Below are 21,322 nucleotides of genomic sequence, written 5' to 3'. Positions count from 1 at the left end.
ATGTTTAATAAGATTGCTAGATAAAATTATCAACAAAAGTGATAATACTATTTATCTTTCAATCTGATATCAATGACAGTTGCATTGAAGTTGTAGTTAAAGCCTTCTAACTCAAATGGCATCCCAATTTTCACTTTACTGTTACCCAAAACTGGCCCGCTTTCAGTAACTTGGGCTTTACCATCTAAAGTCAAAAGAAAATCTGCACTATAATTGTTGCTTTTTGGATCTGGCAGTTCTTTAACAGTGCCATCCGGTTGGAAAACATTGACTGTTCTAGGTAGCTGTTGAATAGATTTAATTTCAATCTGTCCGTATGGTTGATTACGGATAATCACATTGGTTTTTCCGCCTTTTTTTAACCCATTATCGATTAATTTTTCCGGGTCGCGTACATTCAAACCACGAACTACTAAGTCTACTTCTATGGGTACTGTTTTCGCACCAACTTGGGCAACAGAACCAGAAGTGCCAGGAAAAACAAAGATGCCAAAGATAACTAGCAGAATTACCAGCACAGCACCTAAATCTAGGAGATTGATTTTGCCAAACAAGCGACCTTTTGAATCTAAAATAGCCATAAAAAGTTTTCCGAGGTAATAGCGAAGTAATGGATTGTAGCAAGAAAGTTTTCGATGGAAACGGCAATTTTCCCTCTTTGGTAATAACTCAAAGTATTCGGGGGTTGCGGTTATGCGACAGTTTATCACAGGTTCGTAATTTCCGAGGCACGGCAGCTAACCCTTAAATTTTTACCAGTTAAGACTGACGCACCTAGAAAGTAAAATCTAGTGTTTAAGCCTATCTCTAGAGAGAATCCCTAGCCTTCCGTAATTCGGTAGATTTGCATCAAGATTATCTGTATGACAACTCCTTTGGTCTTGAGTTAAGAATGCAACTTAGAATACTTTAAATCCGTCTCATAATTTGTCCCCTCATTTTATGTTCTTCCGAAATAATCTTCAAAACGTATTATGTTCAATTGGAAAGGTTTTGCTGCAAATTACCGTGTATGGCGGCGTCGCTGGTTTTATCCCCTAATTTCAGTGGTAGTCGCCCTGAGTCTGTGCCTGAGTACACCCTTGCCTGGAAGAACTTTAGATTTCTTACCTCTTCTACTCCAAGGAGTTCAGGCATTTCAGCTTTCTAATATATCTCCTAATCAAGAAGTTGATCTTGGTAAGCAGATTAATCAGGAATTGGTCGGCAGTCAAGTCCGACTTTACCGCAATCCCGAAGTGAATCGTTATGTAGAACAAGTTGGTCGGCGTTTAGCAACGAATAGCGATCGCCCCGATCTCCCCTATAATTTCCAGATAGTTGAGGATGACTCTATTAACGCCTTTGCGACCTTGGGCGGCTATGTATATGTCCACACAGGTTTGCTGAAAACCGCAGACAATGAAGCGGAATTGGCAAGTGTACTTGCCCATGAAATTGGTCATATTGGCGGGAAACACGTAGTCAAGCAGATGCAGCAAAAAGCCCTCGAAAGTGGTCTATTAACGGCGGCTGGCTTAGATCGAAATTCCGCAGTGCAAATTGGTGTACAGTTAGCGCGAGACTTACCACGCAGTCGTAAAAACGAATTTGAAGCCGATCAAAGAGGACTACGAACTTTGACACGTACTGGTTATGCCCAGTCAGCAATGGTCTCTTTTATGCAAAAGCTGCTGAAAAAAGGTGGTTCTACTCCGACATTTTTGAGTACACACCCCGGAACCAGCGATCGCATTGATGCCCTCAAACGTGCAATTAACTCTCAACCTAGTAAGGGAAAATCTGGCTTGGATAATGCTAGTTATAAAGCTAATATTCGACCATTAGCGAAGTCTTGAGGGAATTGGGAAAGAGGAGGCAGGAGGCAGAAGTTCTTTAATTTTGAATTTTGAATTTTGAATTTTGAATTGATTTCTCCCCCTCATTTCAAATATTGCTCAATTCTTATTGCGGCGATTGACTTTAATTTTGGCTGGATCAACCGTACTTACAACCTCTTCTAAAGGCAGCGTACGGATATAGTTTTTAAAGATATTAACTTGATAAACCAACTGATTTGTGACATCTAGTCCAGTCAACCAGCCACTCCGGGGATGATAAGCGCCAGTATCTATGTCTAGCCATCCCTTTCCTTGTGCCAGTTTACCAGGAGAAACACCCGGCAGAGTAAAGGTAATGGTGTGACCGATGATAATTTGTTTATCTGGAAAGTAGGGTTTTTCAATGCTGTGAAATTCCTCTCGTATCCAGCACAGTTCATCGGCAGTTTGTTCTGTCACCGACTTGCAAGGGTCAACACCAGCATGAGTTAACCAAATATCTCCCAAGTCAAGGTATGTAGGCAAAGCTTTTAACCAATCCAGATGGTCATCAGGAATTGGAGCCTCTTGGTAACTGGCCACGGTAGCTTGCCCTCCACCAAACAGCCATGCTTGCATCGTCGAGGAGGAAGTCCTTTCATTCGTCAGAATGCTTAGTAACATCTGCTCATGATTTCCCAACAAACATGAGTAGTTATTTTCCTTGACAAAATTAACTACTTGTGCGCTATGAGGGCCGCGATCGATTAAGTCTCCCAGAAAATAGACTCGATCTTCTGACGTGGGGGCGATCGCCTCCAACAATGTCATTAAACCTTCATAGTGTCCATGCACATCCCCAATTACAATTCGTCTGGGGCTAGTTTCGCTCATTGTCTCTTAGCTGCAATAGTTTTGGCTAATACTTCTGCTACAGTTTACGCTGTCTGCTTTCCGCAATGGAAGGTAAAAATACTGGATAATAGTTATTTTAATTTAATTTTTGTACGAGTAATAAACTTAACTTATCAAATATATACAACAGCAATTGTTTTTCAGATATAACTTATAATAACGATGCGTAAGACTAGCTTTTTCTGCTAATTTGAACTACTTAGCCGAGAATTTAGGCTCTTGCTATATTTATCACTTTTAACTTTACAATGTCTAATGATTTCTCTGCTGAAATTAGTTCGCGTATCTGCAAGCACATGAATGACGATCATGCTGATGCTGTAGTTGTTTATGCTAAAGCTTTTGGTGGTGTCACAGATGCGATCGCAGCCGAAATGCTGTCAATTGATGCACAGGGTATGGATTTAACAGCGCAAGTAAATGGGGAAGCTGTACCAGTTCGCATTCAATTTGATCGTGTTTTAGTAGATGCGGAAGATGCCCATCAAACTTTGATTGCAATGGTGAAGCAGGCGCGGGTGAAGGCTAAATAGGAAATAACAAAGTAATTGACACTAAATCTGCGATATATTTAATCACATATTTTTGTACATATAGCAATACTAAATCATTTGTGAAATATTTTTGGAGTTGGCTGTCATTAGTCATTAGTCATTTGTCCTTTGTAGTCACAAATGACATTGTATTAAACCCGAAGAACCCCAAAGAGCCAAAGCTACGCTTCGTCTCCCCTCCCCGCAAGCCTACGGTGTACACACAAGTCTTGAAATCCCACTTAAAACTTGGTTTCGTTGCCCTAGCCCTAAAATAAGGGGGAGAAATTGAGTTTCCAGTTGCCCAAAAGTGGGGTATTTATGGGGCTAAAAGGCTTGAAACCCTTGCAGACTATACTTTTGTGTACACCGTAGCCTTACCAAGGGGAGGGGTGTAATAACTAGGGGAATCATAACTAATACCAATTCAATTAATGATTGCAACACATCTTTCGGTAAAGACGCGATTCATCGCGTCTCTACAAATGGTCTATTTGTCGCATTCTTTTTTCAAATTGGTATAATTATGCGGACATGATATTATGTCGTAATTGCTGTAAATACTCACCCCGCCAGCCGATACATAATCACTTTTCCTTTCCAATTTTCTTCCACAAATACCAGATGCTCACCATTGGAACGCCGAAAAGCGCGAATCCCGTAGGGTATATCAATCCAGCCACTTTCGCTGCCAACTTCTGGGCCTGGTTTTAACTGTTGTACTTGCGCTCCCGTCTTGGCATTGTAGACATATACTTCTGCGGTTTTGACTGTCACGGCAAATACATAGTCTCCCGCCACACTGATTGCTGCTGTAGACACTTCACGCTTACCGGTGCTGTCGTAGGGAATTACAATCCGCCATTTGGGAGTACGATTTCCTTTACTCCAATTGTCAAAACGGGCAATCTCAGATCCAGCAACTCCAGCATCGTCACCAAATGCAGGACGATCTACCGTAAAGCCTGACAAATACATACTATCTGTTTCAGGAAAATATTCGATCCGCCGCAAGTCGTTAAATATTTTGGGAGTAGTTTGTTTTTCCATCAAACTATAGGTGTAGATGGGATTGCCTTTAGGATCTATTCCCTGTAATGTATAATGTCGAATGCCATCTTCTGTTCGCAAAGCTTTCCAAACATCTCCTTTGCTGTCTACCCACCAGCCGCCGAGATGAGGATAATCTTTGCTGCGATCGTATTCGTTTTTTTCAAATTTGCCATTACCGTTGCGATCGCGCCAGATCCATTCTCCTTGTTCTGGTTGATGCGGTGGCCAATTTCCGCTGATAAATGGTTTATCTGCGCCATTAGTACCGACAAACATTCCGGCGGGTATGGCGACTTTACCATCTGTGGCGGGATTAAAACGATATATTTGCAGAAAGCTGTTATACATATCTGTAAGGAACAAAAACGGCTTCCCTTGGATGCGGCGAACAAAGGTTCCATCTGGCGATGTATGCAGACGTGGATCTTGAGGATATTTGAAAGCATTTAAGGTGTAGGCTTTGTAAGTCCATTGCTTACCAGCAGCCTGACTGTAATCCATCAGATAGTGTTCTTGTTTGGTGAATAAATCTACACCATCAGTTTTAGGATCGGCATCTGCATTATCGACGAATATCAATCCCAGCGATCGCCACATTAGTTTTCCCGATGGCGAAAATTTCCGCAAATCTGTTCCTGATTTGTTGAAACCATTACTATTTATATAGATATTGCCTGAAGCGTCTGTACCAACTCCGGTAAGTCCGTAAAGTTTCAAATCTCGAACTTCACCAGGAACTCCTGCATAGATACCGCCTTTAGAACCAAAACTACCCACCTGCACTGGCTGATCTTTGATCTCATAAGTCAACATTTGCTGACGCGGGCCATTTTCTGCTACTAACAGCTTACCTTGATGATTAATAGCGATCGCTGTTGGTTCGACGATATCTGCAATCTGTTGGGGCAATTGCTTTCCACTTTGGGAATAATGTAAAATTTTTGCAGGCTTAGTACCATTTTTACTTTGAATAATCCACAGATTTTTTTGTGGATCGATAGTTATTGCTCCCGGATTAGCAAAGGTAAAGCTGCGGAGTTCCTTCATCGTATCAGTATCATAAACACGAATCTGGTTAGTAGCAAAATCACTTACATATAACTCGCTTCCTACAGTTGCTAATCCAGTGACTTCACTTTTAGTACTGGTAATCAACATACTTTTATCCCAGCCACGCCCATTAGAGAATGGCGCAGGTTTTCCTGACAAGTCATAGCGTCTAACGCAATGCCAAGTTGTTCCTTCTGGTGGGTAATCTTCATTTGTCTTACCCCTCGAACCTTGAGTCATGGCAATGTAAACATATTTACCATTTGCTGTTACAGCTTTGCCACCACCACGACTCCAGCCGTGAGTATCCCCAAGGGCAGCAATAACCTTACCATCTTTATATATTCCTGCCTCCATTGCCGCCTCATCCCAATGGCTGTTGGTATAAACTGTGCCATCAGGAGCAACATACATTGCCTCAATATTATTTTGTACCCGCAGATTTCCACTGCCAATAGTATTACCTATCCATGATGTTTTGTAGTTAAGCGTGGGTGTTTTAGTATTGTTTTGTACCCGCAGATTTTCACTGCCAATAGTATTATTTATTGACGATATTTTGTGTGTAAGCGTGGGTATTTCAGTATTGTTTTGTACCCACAGATGTTCGCTGCCAATAGTATTATTTATTGAAGATATCTTGTGTGTAAGCGTGGGTATTTCAGTATTATTTTGTAGCCGCAGATTTTCACTGCCAATAGTATTATGTGTAAGCGTGCGTGTTCCAGTTGTCGCCCAGTCTGTTGTAATTCCAAGGGTAGTAACAATGACTCCAATAGTCAGACTGAGTAAAAAATTGAAAGTTTTATTTCTTTGTAAATATCTAGTATTAGATAATTTTTTGATGTGTTGATTGAGCTTGTGAAGTAGTTTTTTTAACTGCGCCAGTAATTTATTTATCATATAATTTTCAGCTTTTAATTATTTATATACAATCATTGTTTATGAAATCCGTAAAAAAATATAACTATTTTGAAGTGGCTAAGATACGGGCTATGTATGGACACGGCATCTGATATCACTCTGCCATAACTTTCATGAGAAAATAAATCGAGTAAAGATAAAAATAACTAGCAATGGCTGAAAAAAAGAACTTTCAAAAAATACAAAAATATCTTGAAGAAGCTGGTGTGAAATTTGTACGAGTTCTTTGGTGCGATAATGCTAATATTATCCGTGGCAAAGCTGTGCATCTGGGAATGTTAGCTCACTACTTTGAACATGGAGTAGGGATTTCTGTAGGGCAGCAGGGAATTCCCGTAATGTATGATGCAGTTGTGCCAGAAACAAATTTAGGGCCAGTAGGTGAAATTCGCTTAGTTCCAGATTGGTCTAGCCTCAAGCCTTTACCTTATAGTCCTGGTCATGCTCGTGTCATGGGCAATATGTTATTAGATGGTGCTGCTTGGGGGTTATGCCCGCGAAATTTCTTGAAGCGGATGATTGCGGCAGCTAAATCAACTGGTTGGGAAGTACAGGCAGCCTTTGAAAATGAGTTTTACTTACTGCGGCAAACACCTGATGGCATCATTCCGGCTGACTCCACAGTTTTTGCTTCAACTCAGGCAATGGATCTCCACCGCAAAGTAATTGATGAAATCGCTGATGCACTTATTGCCCAAGGTATACCTGTCGAACAGTATTATCCTGAATCAGGCCCAGGTCAGCAGGAAATTTCCATGCGCTATACCGATGCTTTACAAGCAGCTGACTGGCAAATTGCTTTTCGAGAAACTGTCAGAGCGATCGCCTACCGTCACAACCTCATTGCTTCATTTTTACCCAAAATCTTCCCGGATGCAGCTGGTAGTGGTTGTCATATCCATCTGAGCCTTTGGCATGGCGAGAAAAACCTATTACCTGAACCTCAGAATATCTATGGTCTTTCTGAGGTGGCATTACAATTTATCGCTGGTATTCTGTGCCATCTGCCGGCACTGATGGCACTAACTACCCCAAGTACTAATTCTTACCGCCGCATTCTTCCTCATAGTTGGAGTGGTGCTTTCCGTTGTTGGGGATTAGATAATCGGGAGGCAGCGGTTAGAGTCCCTAGTGACCCTGCTTTGGGCTGTCCCAGCCACTTTGAATTGAAAACTGTAGATGCTTCAGCTAATCCTTACTTAGCAATAGGAGCAGTGATTGCAGCCGGAATTGATGGTGTGCAGCGTAGTCTCACACCACTAAACCCAGTAAATCAAGACCCTGGATATTTATCAATTGAAGAACGCAGTGCTAAAGAAATAGACCCATTACCAAATAATTTGGGGCAAGCGATCGCTCATCTCCAGCAAGACGATATCCTATTAACAGCTTTAAATCCCCAGTTAGCCAAAGCGTTCTTAGCAGTGCGTCAAGCAGAGTGGCAAGCAATGAAAGATTGGGAATTAACGGCAGAAGTGAAAACATTATTAGAAAAATACTAGTAAGACTGCCAAGTATGAAAGTAGTCTTTTCCTAATTCCCCACTCTCTACTCCCTACTAAAAATGAATCTGGCTGATATTCCTTTAATTGACCAACACGCCCACAACATATTAAAACCAGAAGTAGCTGCCCAGTCTCCCTATGCAGCGGCCTTTACTGAAGGCTATGATCCAGAAATAATTAACTACCATGCCCGTCATACGTTCTTTTATCAGCGTAGCTTGCGCGATATTGCCACTTTATTGAACTGCGAAGCTGAAGAAACAGCAATTTTGGCACGGCGAGAAAGTCTAGGATTAGAAGAACTAACGCAGATTTATTTTCGGGCTGCTAACCTAGAGGCGATTTACTTAGATGATGGTTTGCAGCCAGAAACTATCCTACCTCTGTCGTGGCATGAAAGGTTTATTCCTGTGCGACGGATTCTGAGATTAGAACTATTAGCAGAACAGCTAATTCCGCAATCTCCTGATTTTGCTACTTTCCTAGCCAGATTCAAAAGTGAACTTGATCCCCCACCGCTGGGAGTAGTAGCTTTTAAAAGTATTGCCTGTTACCGGAGTGGTTTGGATATTCAATCGGTAGCTGACGAGGTGGCGGCGACTCACTTTGACAACCTCAAACAACAACTGCACAATCAACCTCTGCGACTGACAGATAAACCGCTGATTGATTTTCTGTTACAACAGGCATTATTAGTAGCAGCAAAACACCACTTACCAGTGCAATTTCATACTGGCTACGGCGATCCTAGCTTGGATTTACGATTGGCTAATCCTCTAAATCTGCGATATTTACTAGAGTTACCGCAGTATCGCCATGTACCAATAGTATTGCTACACGCTTCATATCCTTATATGCAGCAGGCTGGTTATTTAGCTTCTGTATATCCCCAAGTTTATCTAGATTTCGGTTTGGCAATACCCTTTTTAAGCGTATCTGGAATGCGGGAAGCAATCAGGCAGATGTTAGAATTAACTCCCACTACTAAGTTAATGTATTCTTCTGATGCTCACTCAATTCCAGAATTGTACTACTTGGGTGCAAAGTGGGGTCGCCAGGTTTTAGGGGAAGTGCTAGAGCAAGCAATTACAGATTCTGACATTACTGTAGCTGAAGCTGAGGCGATTTCTGTAGCAATTTTACGTGAAAATGCCTTAGTTCTCTACCAATCAGCGCACGAAACAAGTACTAAGCGTTAGCATTATTTATTTATTACCCCAATCACTCTTGCTTTCAAAGTTGGCTGAGATTTTTCTTTGAATAAAGTGATTAAAAAGTGATATATAAATAGCAAATTATTTTACATAAGCTTTACAAAGCTCACCTTCTTCTTTAAAATTTCAGTTAATATAGAGCCTATTTCAGGTAAATGAAGTACACGGGTAGGGGCACAACAATGTTGTGCCTTTAGGATAATCTGTACCTCACCAAGTTGCAATGTGCTGTATTTAAAACATTAGACCTGTTGCAAAAATCCTTGAATCACCCCTCCCCAACCCTCCCCTTGTGAAGGGGAGGGGGCAAGATTTCAAGTTTCCCCCCAATATATCGGGGGGATTAAGGGGGGTATATTCGACTTATGCAAGAGGTCTATTATTTAAGGTATCAATATTTACTTAGTTTTTAAATTAAAATCGTAAGCATTAATACAAAAACGTTCTATATTTATTACTTTGTAGTGGCTTTTGATCTCTACCTATATAGCATTCACCTTTCTGAATTTGGAGGTATCATATATATCTATCTCGGTGTTATCTAGTTAAGAAAAACACAGGTTTTATTCCTTGTTGACGTTGATATATAAATAGTTTATAAATTGGTTTTCTATACAAAAATTCTTATTGGTAATGTGTATTCACAAATTCTATTGATTCAGGTTTGGATACAGATGTAGAAGCGTACACGTGTGCGCCTATTTTAATATATTTATAGGAGATACATCAGTGGAAAATCAACCAAAAAATTTTGCTTCATCATCTGCATCTATTCTCACCCTTGGATTAGGTTGGTTTCCCAAAAGTCCCGGAGGACTAGAAAGGTATATTTATGAGCTAACTCATAAATTAGCAGCAAATCAAGACCAAATTGAATTATGCGGAGTTGGTCTACCAGAGACTGAAATAAATTCGCCCATTAAGCTGACTAATTTGGCTTCTGTGGATAGTGCTATTTGGCAAAGATTATGGGCAATTCGCACTAATTTCCAGAAAACAAGAACCAGCAAACCAGATGCTATTAATTTGCACTTTGCATTATACAGTTTTCCGATTTTAGATATTTTACCAAAGGGAGTACCAGTTACTTTTAACTTTCATGGTCCTTGGGCTTCTGAGAGTCAGCAGGAAGTTGTTAACAAAAACCTTAGTCTTTTAATTAAACACTGGTTAATAGAACAAAACACTTATAATCGCTGCGATCGCTTCATTGTTTTGAGCAAAGCTTTTGGTAAAATTTTACATGATAAATATCAAGTACCGTGGAGCAAAATTCATCTTATTCCCGGTGGAGTTGATATTAATTGGTTTCAACCAAATTTATCACCCCAGGAGGCTTGTGCAAAGCTAGGCTGGCCTAATAATCGCCGGATTATATTTACATCACGTCGCTTAGTACATCGAACCGGAGTTGACAAATTATTACAAGCTCTAGCTATAATTAAGCCCAGAATACCAGATGTTTGGCTAGCGATCGCAGGTCGTGGTCACATCCAAGCTGCACTACAACAACAGGCTACAGAATTAGGACTAGATGACAACGTTAAATTTTTAGGTTTTCTTCCTGATGAGCAATTACCTATGGCTTACCAAGCTGCCGAATTGACTATTATGCCTAGTCAATCTTTTGAAGGATTTGGATTAGTAATAGTTGAGTCTCTAGCCTGTGGTACTCCTGTTTTATGTACTCCAGTTGGGGGAATGCCAGAAATTTTATCAGAATTTTCACCCGATTTAATTACGACTTCAACAGAAGCCTCAGACATTGCTGAAAAATTAGAACAAGTACTTTTGGGTAATATCCCCATACCTTCACGATCAGCCTGTCGCCAGTACGCAACCATCCACTACGACTGGAATCAAATTGCCCAACAAGTACGCAATATTTTATTAGCTTAAACAAGTAAGTTTAATAAATGCTAGGGGCATTACATGGGTCAAATTAGATAAAAAGAGGTTTAATGAGAATTCTTTTCTTAGATCAAAGCGGTAAACCAGGCGGTGCCGAATTATGTTTAATAGATATTGCTAAACCTTATGGCGATCGCGCTTTAGTAGGTTTATTTGCAGATGGCCCATTTAAAAATTTATTACAGCAAAATAATATTCCAGTAGAAGTTTTCACAACCCAAGCAATCCAAGTTCGTAAAGAAAGCAGTTTGCTACAAGGATTCAATAGTTTAGGACAACTTGCGCCTTTGATTACTAAGGTAGTTAAAAAAGCGCGTGAATACGATTTAATCTATGCCAACACGCAAAAAGCATTAGTTGTCGGAGCATTGGCAAGTTTTTTTAGTCGTCGCCCTCTGGTTTATCATTTGCATGATATTCTTTCCAAAGAACATTTTAGCCAAACTAATCTTCGCATTGCTGTTAACTTAGCTAATCGTTTTGCATCATTAGTAATTGCTAATTCTCAAGCTAGTCAAACAGCCTTCGTACAAGCAGGAGGACGCCCAGATATCATCGAAGTTGTTTATAACGGCTTTAATCCAAAAAGTTATCAAACTGATGAGTTTGACATTCATAAATTACAGCAACAGTTAGGATTAGAAGGAAAATTTGTCGTTGGACACTTTAGCCGTCTTGCACCTTGGAAAGGCCAGCATATTTTAATTGATGCCCTTGCTAAATGTCCGCATGATGTGATAGCAATTTTAGTGGGTGACGCACTGTTTGGTGAACAAGATTATGTCCAAAAGCTACATCAACAAGTTGCTGAACTGGGATTAGAAAACCGCGTCAAATTTTTAGGATTTCGTTCTGATATTCCCCAGTTAATGGCAGCTTGTGACTTGGTAGCACATACCTCTATTTCCGCAGAACCCTTTGGTAGAGTGATTGTAGAGGCAATGCTATGTGGAAAACCTGTAGTTGCAGCAAAAGCTGGGGGTGTAATGGAATTAGTAGAACATGGACTTAATGGTTTTCTAGTGACACCAGGAGAAGCCCAGGAACTTGCACAAGTAATTATCACCTGTCTTCAGGAGACGGAAATAACTGCAACTATAGCAAGTAATGCTAGAACTAGCGCTAGTCAGCGTTTTGATATGACAGCTATTAATGATTACATTGCTAAACTATTAGTAAGTAAATTTAATAGTAATTAGTTAAGAACTTCACGAATATCTAATCTAAACTCCAAAGTTTAAGTATTATGAGTCGCTCGTGAGATAATCCGCTTAATTCGTTAGGTGGCAAGGATAAGTGACTCATGAAAACCGATAGGCTTACAATTAACCAGCTTTCACCCAAGACCTACGAGTGGTATCTCACCTACTTGGAGGCTATTGATACTAAAAATATAGAAGTTTATGGCACATTTCTGGCAGATGATTGTGTTATGCAATCTAACAATAATCCTCCTATTCAGGGTAAGGCTGCCATTTTACAGAGTCTTTCTGAGTACTGGATTACCTTCGATAGCTTGACTCACGACTTACTGAATATTTACGGCACCGAATCGTCTTTTGTCCTTGAAGCCTTAAATCATTACAAACGCAATGATCAAAAGGTCGTAACAGTTAGGGCGGTAGCTATCACTGATCGCCACGAAACAGGCTTAGTAACTTCGGTTAGACTCTATACTGATACAACACCTCTGTATACATAACTGCAACTTAATACTTTGACTTAGCCTCGGAGTTGATTCCGAGGCATGATAGTTACCAAGCAAGAGATTCGACAGATGTGTGTAAAGATCGGGAGTTGAATTTAGAGGTTCATGGGTGTGACTATAAACCAACTAATTCACGAGATTCAAAATCGGAGAGTTGTTGAGCGATCGCTAATCTTGCTTCCAACTTAGCTACACTAAACTGGTTACGCAGATATTCCAAATGAGCAATGGCATTTGCTTTATCGACAGTTAGTCGAATTTGAATGTCTATTGCTTTTTGATATTCCTGATTCACAAGCAACACCTCAAAGCGGCGAGCCTTGCGTTGAGCATCATTTTTCAAATCCATCTCAAAGGCGGCGGTGCGGTCTGCATTGCCTTCAAATCGGTTAACTTGGTGCTGCACTGCCATCAACTGAGAGTCTATTTCATTAGCCCGTTGGGCAGCTTGTGCGATCGCAGCTGGATAATGACTCAGTTGCATCATTTAATAATTTTCCTCTAAGGTCAATAATGTAGTGTTTAAGTATAAGACCAACCCTTGAATCCATTTACCAAAAGGCTGTCACAGAGCAGTTTTACACTTAAATCAGCTTGGTGGACGCTATATATATATTATAGTCCAAATGTACTGAATTAGGGGAGAAAAAGCGATGTCTGAAGTGCAGGTATGCCAATTATTTTCCACTAATTATTTACAGTCATTTTCCTAAATGTTAGCAAAAATCAAGTTCAAATAAACTCTCAAAAAATTTTAAATTTAAACCTCATTCATCTTTATATATACTCTGTATCAGCCAATTTTTTAAGTTTTTCAAATTAGCTTTGGACATAGGAGTGAAAATGAATGTAGATCATCATTAATTTCTGGAGATGTCTTTTGAATAACACCATTAAACCAATTCGCAATTCGCAATTCGCAATTCGCAATTCGCAATTACGTTTTGTGAGGGGGATTTAGACCCCGACACAAAACGCGCTGCCTATAGAGGCTGGGGACTTAAACCCCCAAAGTTTGTTAATTTTGCCTTTTAAGATTAAGTCCGCCCATATACCCATGATTTATTTAGCCGTCAGACTGAAGTCTGCGGCTAACAAAGTAAGCCTGCTTATGCAGCAATACAGTTCAGATAAGACCAAAAGACTTGTAGAGACGGCGATTTATCGCGTCTCAAAAACCCACGATTTTGTAGAAGTAGCGCTTAACTGAACCGTATTGGCTTATGCAGGCTTATTATTTTCTGCTAAATTCTGCACTTTAGCTCAAGCTGCTTCCCGCAGTTGTGGTTGTGAGGGCACACTCACCTCTGGAAATGAAAGCGAGAGTTGTTCGGCTTGAGGTACTGCCGCTTGCTGCAAAACTTGAACTTCAATATTTACACTGACCAAATAACTACCTGTATCAGCACCAACTGCTTCGGCAATTAGTTTAGCAATGTCTGGGCGTTTGGCAGTCAGCGGGTCACGTAAAATACACCGATCCCATTCATGCTTGGCAGTCGGATTGAGGTTGAGAATATAATGCTTCATCATCGAACTAACCCTTGAATCCATCTTCCAGAAGGTTTTCACAGAGCCATTATGCATTTGGCTAGGCTTTGTGGACGCTATACCTATTATAGTATATTTGTACTAAATTGGGTGATATCTGAGTCAGAAAGTAGGAAATATATCATGTCCGGCTAATTAGCTATATTCTTGAATCCATGCAGAAAGCCCAAAAATCCCTCCCCTCTGCGGTTTTAATCATAAGTCTTTAACCAGATACGATTAAGCTGTTCCACATTTAACTTGCATAATTAGCGTAAGCTTTTCGACATACGCCACAAGAGTTATATAAATTTTGGATATGCAAACTAGATGTCGTTTAGCTTACAAACTATTCGTAAAAGCGTATAGGTGTGTCTGAGCGATATTCCTGTGCCACATCCGATTAGTTAAAAGACTTCTAATAAATAATCAAAGTGCGATTTCTACGATGGGCAAAGCCAACGCCAAATTTATCTATTCCCTTCTTCTCCAATTTGGTGGTGTCTCTAAATTCCTAATCCCAGAAAATCTGCCCATAGGTAAATTCTAATACAAAGGTATTGCAACTAAGCTTACAAAGCAACACCTTATATTTATGTAAATCGCTATATGGTAGATATCTATATTATTGACCTATTTGTGATTGGTCTACTTTTGCTGATGGTAACTTTAGGGTCAGGTTGGATTACTCGCTTACCCCTTTCTTTTGCCATTATCTACCTAGTGGTTGGTATTTTTCTAGGCCCTTATGGCTTAGGGCTGATTCAATTACGTCGAGATGACGTTTTTAACACCGAACTGCTGGAGAAAATAACAGAACTTGTAGTAATTATTTCTGTGTTTAGCTGCGGCTTAAGAATTGTTCGTCCTCTAAAGTTGGGTGTTTGGGATATTACAGTGAGATTGATTGTATTTCTGATGCCAATTTCAATTTTTGCTCTGGCTGTTGTGGGTAAATTGTTTTTAGGGATGAATTGGGGAGAAGCAATTTTACTAGGAGCAATTCTCGCACCTACCGATCCAGTATTAGCATCAGAAGTACAACTTACCAGTACAAATGACCAAGATGAGTTGAGATTTGGTTTAACTTCTGAAGGTGGGTTAAATGATGCTTTAGCTTTTCCCTTCGTTTATTTTGGCATTCATGCCTTAGAAGATGACAACTGGGGTAACTGGTTTCAAAAGTGGATTACAGTTGATTTAATATGGGCGATCGCAGTTGGTATTATTATGGGGATTGTTGTTGCCAAATCTATCGTTTGGATTGAAAAAAAAGTTCAAAAACGCCGTGCTGCCGATGAGTTAATGGAAGATTTTATTGCTATCAGCACAATTCTATTAACTTATTCCTTAACAGAAATGGTTAATGGATATGGATTTCTAGCAGTATTTGTTGCTGGGTTAGTTGTGCAACGCAGTTACAGAAATCCTGAAAAACCGCTAGCACAATTGGAATTTGTTGAGCAAATTGAAAAGCTGCTGGAAGTTGGGACAATTTTACTATTAGGTTCAATATTGTTATTGAAACCAATGCTTAATTATGGTATGCAATCTTTGTTAGTGATAATTTTGTTATTCTTGATCATCAGACCTGTAGGAGTTTGGATTAGCACAATAGGAAAACGTCCTCTAGATTCACGCCGCCAAACCTTCCACCCAGCAACTCGGTGGTTATTTGGATGGTTCGGTATTCGCGGAGTTGGTTCTTTATATTATCTAGCCTATGCCTTTGGTCATGGCTTGAAAGGTGAAGCAGCCGAACAAATTGCTTGGATAACTTACACTACCATTGTCGCCTCGGTAATTGTGCATGGAATTAGTACAACTCCATTAATGAAGTGGTATGAGCGCAATTTTGCTAATAAGAAAAATACTAGTGCTCCCACCACAATAGATGAATTTGAGTAAAAACATTTTTTGTATGTAGCGACTTTCAAGACAGTCGCTACAATTTAATTTTCTAAACTTGCTTCAAACCGGAGAGGCGCTTTGAGTATTAAATTCTCATTTCTTTGTAATAAAGGGGTTCGGTTTCGGTTTATATTCCCTATTTACCTGTTACTTTTTCAATAACTTCTTTCGCTTTTTCGCCAAAACTTTCTGGGGGATTTTGTTCTTGTTCAGCCTTCAAATTTCTTTCATAAGTCTTCTCTATAGTATTAAGGTTTTTTGAATCTTTTATTGCTTGCTCATAAGCTTCTTCTCGTTCTTCTTCTTGAATGCCAACACCTGGATCGTATTCGTTAGCACGATTAATTCTTTCTTCAGAATTCGGTTTATACTCTGGAGGTACTAGTTTTAATTCTTCAAGAGTAGTTGCATAACTAGTTTGCTGAACAAAAATGAAGGAACCTGTCAAGCTGATGAAAACCATCAAGCTAACAACCAAAAAGCTTGAACGAAATGCTTGTTTTAAAGTTAATAGAATTTTTTGCATGAAAAAAACCTCCTAATCTTTTGTTATGAGCCTTTTTAGGTAGAAGATAAACTAAATATCTTAGGCTCACAGGCATCCTAAGTGTTTAGGTACAGTTCTTTCTTCTACCTCAAGGTATATTAATTTTTAGTTATAGTAATCTTAATTCACAAGACTAAAATCCCCGACTTCTCTAATAAGTCGGGGATCTCGTGGTTCACAAATGATTTAGTAGTAGCACAAAGTTGTGTAATCTTACCCGCGTACCTGTCGCAAATTATCGTGCTTACTAACATACCGTCCAGAAATCAAATTCTGGACTAATAGCTCAAATCTACTTAAGTAGACTGACATTTTTACTTTATTACCGGATAGATACTTATGACCAACTGTGATTAATTTTAATTCCTCGGCTTTGCATTACCTCTTCAAATAAATTTGTTGGTAATGCTTCTTCTACAGGAAAAACTCCGGGTTTTTTGAGTTTACCTTCTAGCAATAATTGGGCAATACTACCTGTACCATAACCAGAAGCCACAGCTGTATTTTCATGCACTACAGTTGAACAATAAACGGCTGTTTCACCATTTTTCTGCCCTGTAACCTCAGAACGAACTGCTACTCCAATTCCACTAAAATTATTAGTGACATCTGTCATAGAATGGCTGACATGAGACAGAAATTCAATCATGTAACGACGCTGCATTAACCACTTGGGAAAAACGTGTGCCGCAATCCAAGTTAGATGATTATAAAAATCTGGAACAGAGCCAAACTTGGTAATTACAGTTTTTACTGATGGGAAGGCGTGGGGCAATGTAAAGGTTTCTGGCATATCAAACCAGTAAACTCCACTGCGTCCATAAGGAGATGGAAACTCAACTAATTCCCTTTCACTGTAAGGCTTGACTATCTCCCATTTTCCATCTATCCAAGCCTCAAAAGGATACTGCAATCCCAGAAAAGTTGTCCGCATCACTGTAATGCCAGCACCACCAGAACCAGAAACTAAATAACTTAAATGGATCTTTTCTGGTTGATCAAATTGTTCAACTCCCTGGCGTACCATGCTGTTAGAAATACCAGGAAAAATGCCAGTATTAATAATTGCTGTCACGCCAGCAGCAGCAGCTTTTTCATGATAATTAAGAGCTTTGCTGGTATAAGAACGGTGGTCGCTAACATCTAGATAATTAACGCCTTGAGCAATACAGGTTTCAAGAACATTAGTATCTCGATAGTGAAATGGCCCAGCACAATGGATGACTAAGTTAGAGTTTGCGATCGCATCTCGCAGCTTGTCAACTTCTGCCAAATCTAATATCAAAAACTGCACTTGCCCCCCCGAAGACAAGCTCACAGCCTCCCCAAACTCCGCAGAACGTCCAGTAATCGTAATTTGTGCTTGCGTATGGGTAGCTAGATCCTCGGCAACACTGCTACCAATCCGCCCTCGTCCTCCAAGAATTAAAACGTTGTCTGTCATTACTCCAGATTCGCAACACTAACCTTATTTCATCAGTTTTGCGTCCTGTTTGCCATCGGTTATAAGTATGATTTATAGTATTTAATAAAATTTCTGCTCTATCTAAATAGTTGTAAACAAGTTTGTAGTAAGGATTTTAGTCCTTATTTTCTAAGCACTAAAGTGCTTACTACAAACCCTCAAAACTAACTTTACAAAGTACTACATTTGCGCTTCAATTTGCCTAACTACCGTCAGGGCCGAATAACTCACCCCAGCAGTACCTTCGCCGGGATGGGTGGAGTCACCAACTAACCACAAATTCTGGATTGGTGTCCGATTGGCGAACCCAAAGGGGCCAAAGGTGGGAATCCTTTGACCAATACCGCCAACTATACCGCGATCGCGGGCTGTGAAATGGGCAAAGGTGCGGGGTGTTGCCGCTTCTTGATAAATAATAGTTTCTGGTTTGAGATAAAAGTATTGAGCAAGACGAGCGATCGCTTCTTGGGTAAACTTTTCTTTTAGTCCTTCATAATCATCAGTCTCCCACCACTGTGCAGGATTGACAAATGAAGAAGCAATAATTGTCGCTTTCCCCTCCAGTGCGCGACCATCTCCAGGATGACTGACGGAAACAAATAAGGAATTATTCTCTCCAATGGGGCCATCAGCATCGTACAGAAATTGTAAGTGCGGAGGACACCCAGGCGGAATCGCGCTAGCATCTACACCCAAATACACCACAAAAGCACCCGATGCTTGGGGCAGTTTTTCCACCCGGTTTTTATAACCAGATGGCGCTTGTTCTCCCAACAACTGCACCAAATTCTGCACAGTGACGTTGCTAACTATGTGGTCGGCTGCTTCTGTCCAAACTTCGCCAGTTTTCTGATTTCTAATAACAACAGCACTGGCTTTACCGTTTTCTATTTTGATTTCTTCTACTGTGTGGCGCATCAATAGTTTGCCGCCATCTCTCTCTAGGGATTGTACCAAGCGATCGCTTAATACTTGCATACTTCCCTGGAGGTGAAACAATCCTTGAGGCAGTTGGGATACACTCAACGCCGTTGCTGCATAAAGCAATGCTGTCTCGTCTGCATCCACCTGGGAGTATAGCTTCAGTTGTAAATCCAAAAAAGTTCTCAGTCGTCGGTCATTTCCCAATCCACATAACCTTAAAGCATCTCCTACCGTAAACAAGCTGAAGGGTACGGTAATTAATGTACTGGGACGCACCGCTTGCGTTAGCTGCCACAAATCCCATAAATTACGCGGCGGTAGTACTGGGTCGTGTCCTTGAAATTCCCAACTAGCATCAAATAAAGTTGCCATCAACTGCCAAAATGGTTCGCTACCAGGAAACTGTTTTTGTCGTTCCTCTTGCCATTTCTGTTGGTCGCGCCAAACGTTGATGGGTGTACTTTCCCCAGGTAAATACACCGCACAAGCAGGATCGCAAGGTGTTGCTTGTGGCAAATCTATTGACAATTCTGAGAAAATGCGGTGGTGAATTCCTCCTGGTTCCAACCCTGCCACCTGAGTTGCTCCGACATCGAAGGTAAATCCCTGGCGTTTAAAGGTTGAAGCACAGCCTCCTGGTACGAGGGCTTGATCTAAAATTAAGACGCTGTAACCTCTATAAGATAATAATGCTCCAGCAGTCAGTCCACCGATTCCCGCACCAATAACAACGACATGAGAGTTACTTTTGTCAAGAGAAATGCTGGACATTGATTAGTTTCTTTAAAATTCTTAATACTTTTACTTATAATTTTACCTTCTCTGCGCCCTTTGTGCCCATCGTACCGCGAAGGGTGCGATGGCGATCGCTATAGCGGTTTTCGCTTGGGTGCAGTACAGTTTTGACTTCACTTTCATTCTTCTGTCTTTTTAGGAAAGAGGTTAGAGTGTATTGCATACAAACGAGAAGCACTATAATATACCTCCTTGCCCACAGTTATAATTTGTTTCAAAATTCGTAGATGACAACAAACAAACTCAAAGCCTTAGAGCTTTTTGCTGGTATCAGTGGGTTTCGCCTGGGTTTGGCAAATGCAAATATTCAAACAGTATGGGCGAATGATATCAATGAACTTTGCTGTAAAGTTTATGAAAGTAATTTTGGCAAAGACTCTATTGTTTTAGGCGATATTAACAAAATCTCCATTTTAGACATTCCCAATCACGATATTTTAACTGCTGGCTTCCCTTGCCAACCGTTTAGTCCTGCTGGTAAAAAACTTGGTGTGAGAGATAGAGTTAGGGGAACACTATTTGAGCGCATTATAGAAATATTAGACCAGAAGCAGCCAGACAAACTTTGAATTGAGTAAATCTGGTTGGCAACAATTAACTTTGGCTATTTAAAAAATGGAAGTGCTAACCTTATCCTCTCTCAAAACTGCTGCACGGGATTTTTGTGTTGTACTTAAGGCAACACCGATTCCTAATTTGTATGGGGTTACAGATGGCAAAGCAGTAGGAACGTATGTTGAGTTGACTTTTAATTAATATTTATTTGTCTACAAATTATGAATACACCCTTGGTAGTGCTGCTTTGGGAATTGATTTTCCCGGATTAGAAGTTGATTTAAAAGTGACATCAATTCGTCAGCCCCAATCTTCATGCCCCTTTCGGAATGCCAGTCAAAAAGTATATGGATTGGGCTATCATCTGCTGATATTGGCGTATGAAAAGATTGATGAGCATAGCTCCCGCACTGCTAATTTAAAATTCCAGAATGTTGTCCTTGTCTCAAGAGAAAAAACTGGAGATTATCAAACAACGTACGGGCTAATAGAAATCTTACGCCGTAATGGTAACAAAGAAGATGTAATAGCATTTTTAGAGGGACGCAACTTTCCTTTAGATGAAATTGGGCGTGAAATACTTGCAGAAATAATTTTGCAGCAACCCCCAGAAATTGGCTATCTAACAATTTCTAATGCACTACAGTGGCGATTGCAATACAGTAGAATTATCCAGGTAGCAACTACGACGACAATAGTAGGTGTAGAAAATCTGCTGCTAGGGTGAAGGGAATTGATCCTGCTGCCACAATAGAATTAAGCTGCTATCTCCAGTATTTCTTATGAGTGAATGTATTACCTTGACAGACGCTGGCTTCTTACCAGAAGATTTGTTACCAGATGTTAGTCTTCTGGTGACAGAAGACGATGAACCCTTGGATAATCTACCATCAGAAAAACAACAAAGATTACTAACAGAAACCCTTTAGGGACTTGCAAGAAAATAAGATCCCAATCAAACTGGAGTAATCGTGATATCCCAT

At 40.2% G+C, this 21,322-nt stretch carries 21 protein-coding genes; 12 read left to right on the top strand and 9 right to left on the bottom strand.

The features are described from left to right. Positions 1–47: 47 nt before the first annotated feature. Positions 48–581, bottom strand: a complete 534-nt coding sequence (locus tag HWQ40_RS22135) for a DUF4330 domain-containing protein (RefSeq protein ID WP_292781864.1) — start codon at positions 579–581, stop codon at positions 48–50. A gap of 393 nt (positions 582–974) precedes the next feature. Between HWQ40_RS22135 and HWQ40_RS22130 the strand changes: the two genes are divergently transcribed. Then, positions 975–1,838 carry a M48 family metallopeptidase gene (locus HWQ40_RS22130; protein ID WP_292781861.1) on the top strand — a complete coding sequence of 288 codons (864 nt, stop codon included), beginning with the start codon at positions 975–977 and terminating at the stop codon, positions 1,836–1,838. Between the two features lie 99 nt (positions 1,839–1,937). Here HWQ40_RS22130 and HWQ40_RS22125 read toward each other — a convergent pair whose 3' ends face one another. Continuing rightward, positions 1,938–2,693: a metallophosphoesterase family protein gene (locus HWQ40_RS22125; protein ID WP_292781858.1), complete on the bottom strand. Its 756-nt coding sequence runs from the start codon at positions 2,691–2,693 to the stop codon at positions 1,938–1,940. A 269-nt stretch (positions 2,694–2,962) separates the two neighbouring features. Here HWQ40_RS22125 and HWQ40_RS22120 point away from each other — a divergent pair, with 269 nt between their 5' ends. Then, the gene (locus HWQ40_RS22120) at positions 2,963–3,247 is read left to right on the top strand and encodes a DUF2470 domain-containing protein (protein ID WP_292781855.1); all 285 of its coding nucleotides are present in this window, start codon (positions 2,963–2,965) and stop codon (positions 3,245–3,247) included. 564 nt (positions 3,248–3,811) lie between these two features. On the opposite strand, the gene HWQ40_RS22115 is transcribed toward HWQ40_RS22120, so the two are convergent. Further along, positions 3,812–6,253, bottom strand: coding sequence for a hypothetical protein (locus HWQ40_RS22115; RefSeq protein WP_292781851.1), 2,442 nt, complete (start codon positions 6,251–6,253; stop codon positions 3,812–3,814). A 173-nt stretch (positions 6,254–6,426) separates the two neighbouring features. Between HWQ40_RS22115 and HWQ40_RS22110 the strand changes: the two genes are divergently transcribed. The 5 genes from HWQ40_RS22110 (at position 6,427) to HWQ40_RS22090 (ending at position 12,606) form a co-directional block, all read left to right on the top strand. Continuing rightward, on the top strand, positions 6,427–7,776 hold the full coding sequence (locus HWQ40_RS22110; RefSeq protein ID WP_292781848.1) for a glutamine synthetase family protein: 1,350 nt from the start codon (positions 6,427–6,429) through the stop codon (positions 7,774–7,776). Between the two features lie 62 nt (positions 7,777–7,838). Further along, positions 7,839–8,978 (top strand): amidohydrolase family protein, encoded by a 1,140-nt coding sequence (locus HWQ40_RS22105; protein ID WP_292781845.1) that lies wholly within the window; start codon positions 7,839–7,841, stop codon positions 8,976–8,978. Between the two features lie 744 nt (positions 8,979–9,722). Further along, positions 9,723–10,892, top strand: coding sequence for a glycosyltransferase family 4 protein (locus HWQ40_RS22100; RefSeq protein ID WP_292781841.1), 1,170 nt, complete (start codon positions 9,723–9,725; stop codon positions 10,890–10,892). 62 nt (positions 10,893–10,954) lie between these two features. Next, a complete protein-coding gene (locus HWQ40_RS22095) occupies positions 10,955–12,103 on the top strand; it encodes a glycosyltransferase family 4 protein (protein ID WP_292781838.1) in 1,149 nt (382 codons plus the stop codon). A gap of 104 nt (positions 12,104–12,207) precedes the next feature. Next, a complete protein-coding gene (locus HWQ40_RS22090) occupies positions 12,208–12,606 on the top strand; it encodes a nuclear transport factor 2 family protein (RefSeq protein WP_292781834.1) in 399 nt (132 codons plus the stop codon). A 121-nt stretch (positions 12,607–12,727) separates the two neighbouring features. Here the strand turns inward: HWQ40_RS22090 and HWQ40_RS22085 are convergent, their stop codons facing one another. Next, positions 12,728–13,099, bottom strand: a complete 372-nt coding sequence (locus tag HWQ40_RS22085; RefSeq protein ID WP_292781831.1) for a hypothetical protein — start codon at positions 13,097–13,099, stop codon at positions 12,728–12,730. 776 nt (positions 13,100–13,875) lie between these two features. After that, positions 13,876–14,145 carry a hypothetical protein gene (locus HWQ40_RS22080; protein ID WP_069069307.1) on the bottom strand — a complete coding sequence of 90 codons (270 nt, stop codon included), beginning with the start codon at positions 14,143–14,145 and terminating at the stop codon, positions 13,876–13,878. 606 nt (positions 14,146–14,751) lie between these two features. On the opposite strand from HWQ40_RS22080, the gene HWQ40_RS22075 reads away from it, so the two are divergent. Continuing rightward, positions 14,752–16,050: a sodium:proton antiporter gene (locus tag HWQ40_RS22075; protein ID WP_292781828.1), complete on the top strand. Its 1,299-nt coding sequence runs from the start codon at positions 14,752–14,754 to the stop codon at positions 16,048–16,050. A gap of 139 nt (positions 16,051–16,189) precedes the next feature. Here HWQ40_RS22075 and HWQ40_RS22070 read toward each other — a convergent pair whose 3' ends face one another. From HWQ40_RS22070 to HWQ40_RS22055, 4 genes are all read right to left on the bottom strand, one after another. Beyond that, complete coding sequence (locus tag HWQ40_RS22070; RefSeq protein WP_292781825.1) at positions 16,190–16,579, bottom strand: hypothetical protein; 390 nt, start codon at positions 16,577–16,579, stop codon at positions 16,190–16,192. A 358-nt stretch (positions 16,580–16,937) separates the two neighbouring features. Further along, positions 16,938–18,044 (bottom strand): saccharopine dehydrogenase NADP-binding domain-containing protein, encoded by a 1,107-nt coding sequence (locus HWQ40_RS22065; protein WP_292781823.1) that lies wholly within the window; start codon positions 18,042–18,044, stop codon positions 16,938–16,940. A 201-nt stretch (positions 18,045–18,245) separates the two neighbouring features. Then, the gene (crtD, locus tag HWQ40_RS22060; RefSeq protein WP_292781820.1) at positions 18,246–19,760 is read right to left on the bottom strand and encodes a C-3',4' desaturase CrtD; all 1,515 of its coding nucleotides are present in this window, start codon (positions 19,758–19,760) and stop codon (positions 18,246–18,248) included. A 34-nt stretch (positions 19,761–19,794) separates the two neighbouring features. After that, positions 19,795–19,947 (bottom strand): hypothetical protein, encoded by a 153-nt coding sequence (locus HWQ40_RS22055; protein ID WP_292781818.1) that lies wholly within the window; start codon positions 19,945–19,947, stop codon positions 19,795–19,797. 64 nt (positions 19,948–20,011) lie between these two features. On the opposite strand from HWQ40_RS22055, the gene dcm reads away from it, so the two are divergent. The 4 genes from dcm to HWQ40_RS22040 are packed head-to-tail and all read left to right on the top strand — an operon-like array spanning position 20,012 to position 21,268. Further along, the gene (gene dcm, locus HWQ40_RS22050; RefSeq protein WP_292781815.1) at positions 20,012–20,353 is read left to right on the top strand and encodes a DNA cytosine methyltransferase; all 342 of its coding nucleotides are present in this window, start codon (positions 20,012–20,014) and stop codon (positions 20,351–20,353) included. 52 nt (positions 20,354–20,405) lie between these two features. Beyond that, the gene (locus HWQ40_RS35710) at positions 20,406–20,540 is read left to right on the top strand and encodes a hypothetical protein (RefSeq protein WP_366934022.1); all 135 of its coding nucleotides are present in this window, start codon (positions 20,406–20,408) and stop codon (positions 20,538–20,540) included. Positions 20,541–20,547: 7 nt separating this feature from the next. After that, a complete protein-coding gene (locus HWQ40_RS22045) occupies positions 20,548–21,066 on the top strand; it encodes a restriction endonuclease (RefSeq protein WP_334985602.1) in 519 nt (172 codons plus the stop codon). A 55-nt stretch (positions 21,067–21,121) separates the two neighbouring features. Further along, positions 21,122–21,268, top strand: coding sequence for a hypothetical protein (locus HWQ40_RS22040; RefSeq protein ID WP_292782039.1), 147 nt, complete (start codon positions 21,122–21,124; stop codon positions 21,266–21,268). Positions 21,269–21,322: the final 54 nt, after the last annotated feature.

The sequence above is a fragment of the Nostoc sp. NMS9 genome, from assembly GCF_017114995.1.
Lineage (GTDB): Bacteria > Cyanobacteriota > Cyanobacteriia > Cyanobacteriales > Nostocaceae > Nostoc.
Note: the sequence above shows the minus strand (reverse complement) of the source record. Positions and strands in the feature narration are given on the sequence as shown.

What these genes read in the sequence shown, in the direction of transcription:
- HWQ40_RS22085 (WP_292781831.1), bottom strand. Translation starts at nt 13,099, where the DNA reads ATGATGCAACTGAGTCATTATCCAGCTGCGATCGCACAAGCTGCCCAA.
- HWQ40_RS22065 (WP_292781823.1), bottom strand. Translation starts at nt 18,044, where the DNA reads ATGACAGACAACGTTTTAATTCTTGGAGGACGAGGGCGGATTGGTAGC.
- HWQ40_RS22055 (WP_292781818.1), bottom strand. Translation starts at nt 19,947, where the DNA reads ATGCAATACACTCTAACCTCTTTCCTAAAAAGACAGAAGAATGAAAGT.
- dcm (WP_292781815.1), top strand. Translation starts at nt 20,012, where the DNA reads ATGACAACAAACAAACTCAAAGCCTTAGAGCTTTTTGCTGGTATCAGT.
- HWQ40_RS22040 (WP_292782039.1), top strand. Translation starts at nt 21,122, where the DNA reads ATGAGTGAATGTATTACCTTGACAGACGCTGGCTTCTTACCAGAAGAT.
- HWQ40_RS22130 (WP_292781861.1), top strand. Translation starts at nt 975, where the DNA reads ATGTTCAATTGGAAAGGTTTTGCTGCAAATTACCGTGTATGGCGGCGT.
- HWQ40_RS22110 (WP_292781848.1), top strand. Translation starts at nt 6,427, where the DNA reads ATGGCTGAAAAAAAGAACTTTCAAAAAATACAAAAATATCTTGAAGAA.
- HWQ40_RS22115 (WP_292781851.1), bottom strand. Translation starts at nt 6,253, where the DNA reads ATGATAAATAAATTACTGGCGCAGTTAAAAAAACTACTTCACAAGCTC.
- HWQ40_RS22070 (WP_292781825.1), bottom strand. Translation starts at nt 16,579, where the DNA reads ATGCAAAAAATTCTATTAACTTTAAAACAAGCATTTCGTTCAAGCTTT.
- HWQ40_RS22135 (WP_292781864.1), bottom strand. Translation starts at nt 581, where the DNA reads ATGGCTATTTTAGATTCAAAAGGTCGCTTGTTTGGCAAAATCAATCTC.
- HWQ40_RS22095 (WP_292781838.1), top strand. Translation starts at nt 10,955, where the DNA reads ATGAGAATTCTTTTCTTAGATCAAAGCGGTAAACCAGGCGGTGCCGAA.
- HWQ40_RS22120 (WP_292781855.1), top strand. Translation starts at nt 2,963, where the DNA reads ATGTCTAATGATTTCTCTGCTGAAATTAGTTCGCGTATCTGCAAGCAC.
- HWQ40_RS22125 (WP_292781858.1), bottom strand. Translation starts at nt 2,693, where the DNA reads ATGAGCGAAACTAGCCCCAGACGAATTGTAATTGGGGATGTGCATGGA.
- HWQ40_RS22075 (WP_292781828.1), top strand. Translation starts at nt 14,752, where the DNA reads ATGGTAGATATCTATATTATTGACCTATTTGTGATTGGTCTACTTTTG.
- HWQ40_RS22080 (WP_069069307.1), bottom strand. Translation starts at nt 14,145, where the DNA reads ATGATGAAGCATTATATTCTCAACCTCAATCCGACTGCCAAGCATGAA.
- crtD (WP_292781820.1), bottom strand. Translation starts at nt 19,760, where the DNA reads ATGTCCAGCATTTCTCTTGACAAAAGTAACTCTCATGTCGTTGTTATT.
- HWQ40_RS22090 (WP_292781834.1), top strand. Translation starts at nt 12,208, where the DNA reads ATGAAAACCGATAGGCTTACAATTAACCAGCTTTCACCCAAGACCTAC.
- HWQ40_RS22105 (WP_292781845.1), top strand. Translation starts at nt 7,839, where the DNA reads ATGAATCTGGCTGATATTCCTTTAATTGACCAACACGCCCACAACATA.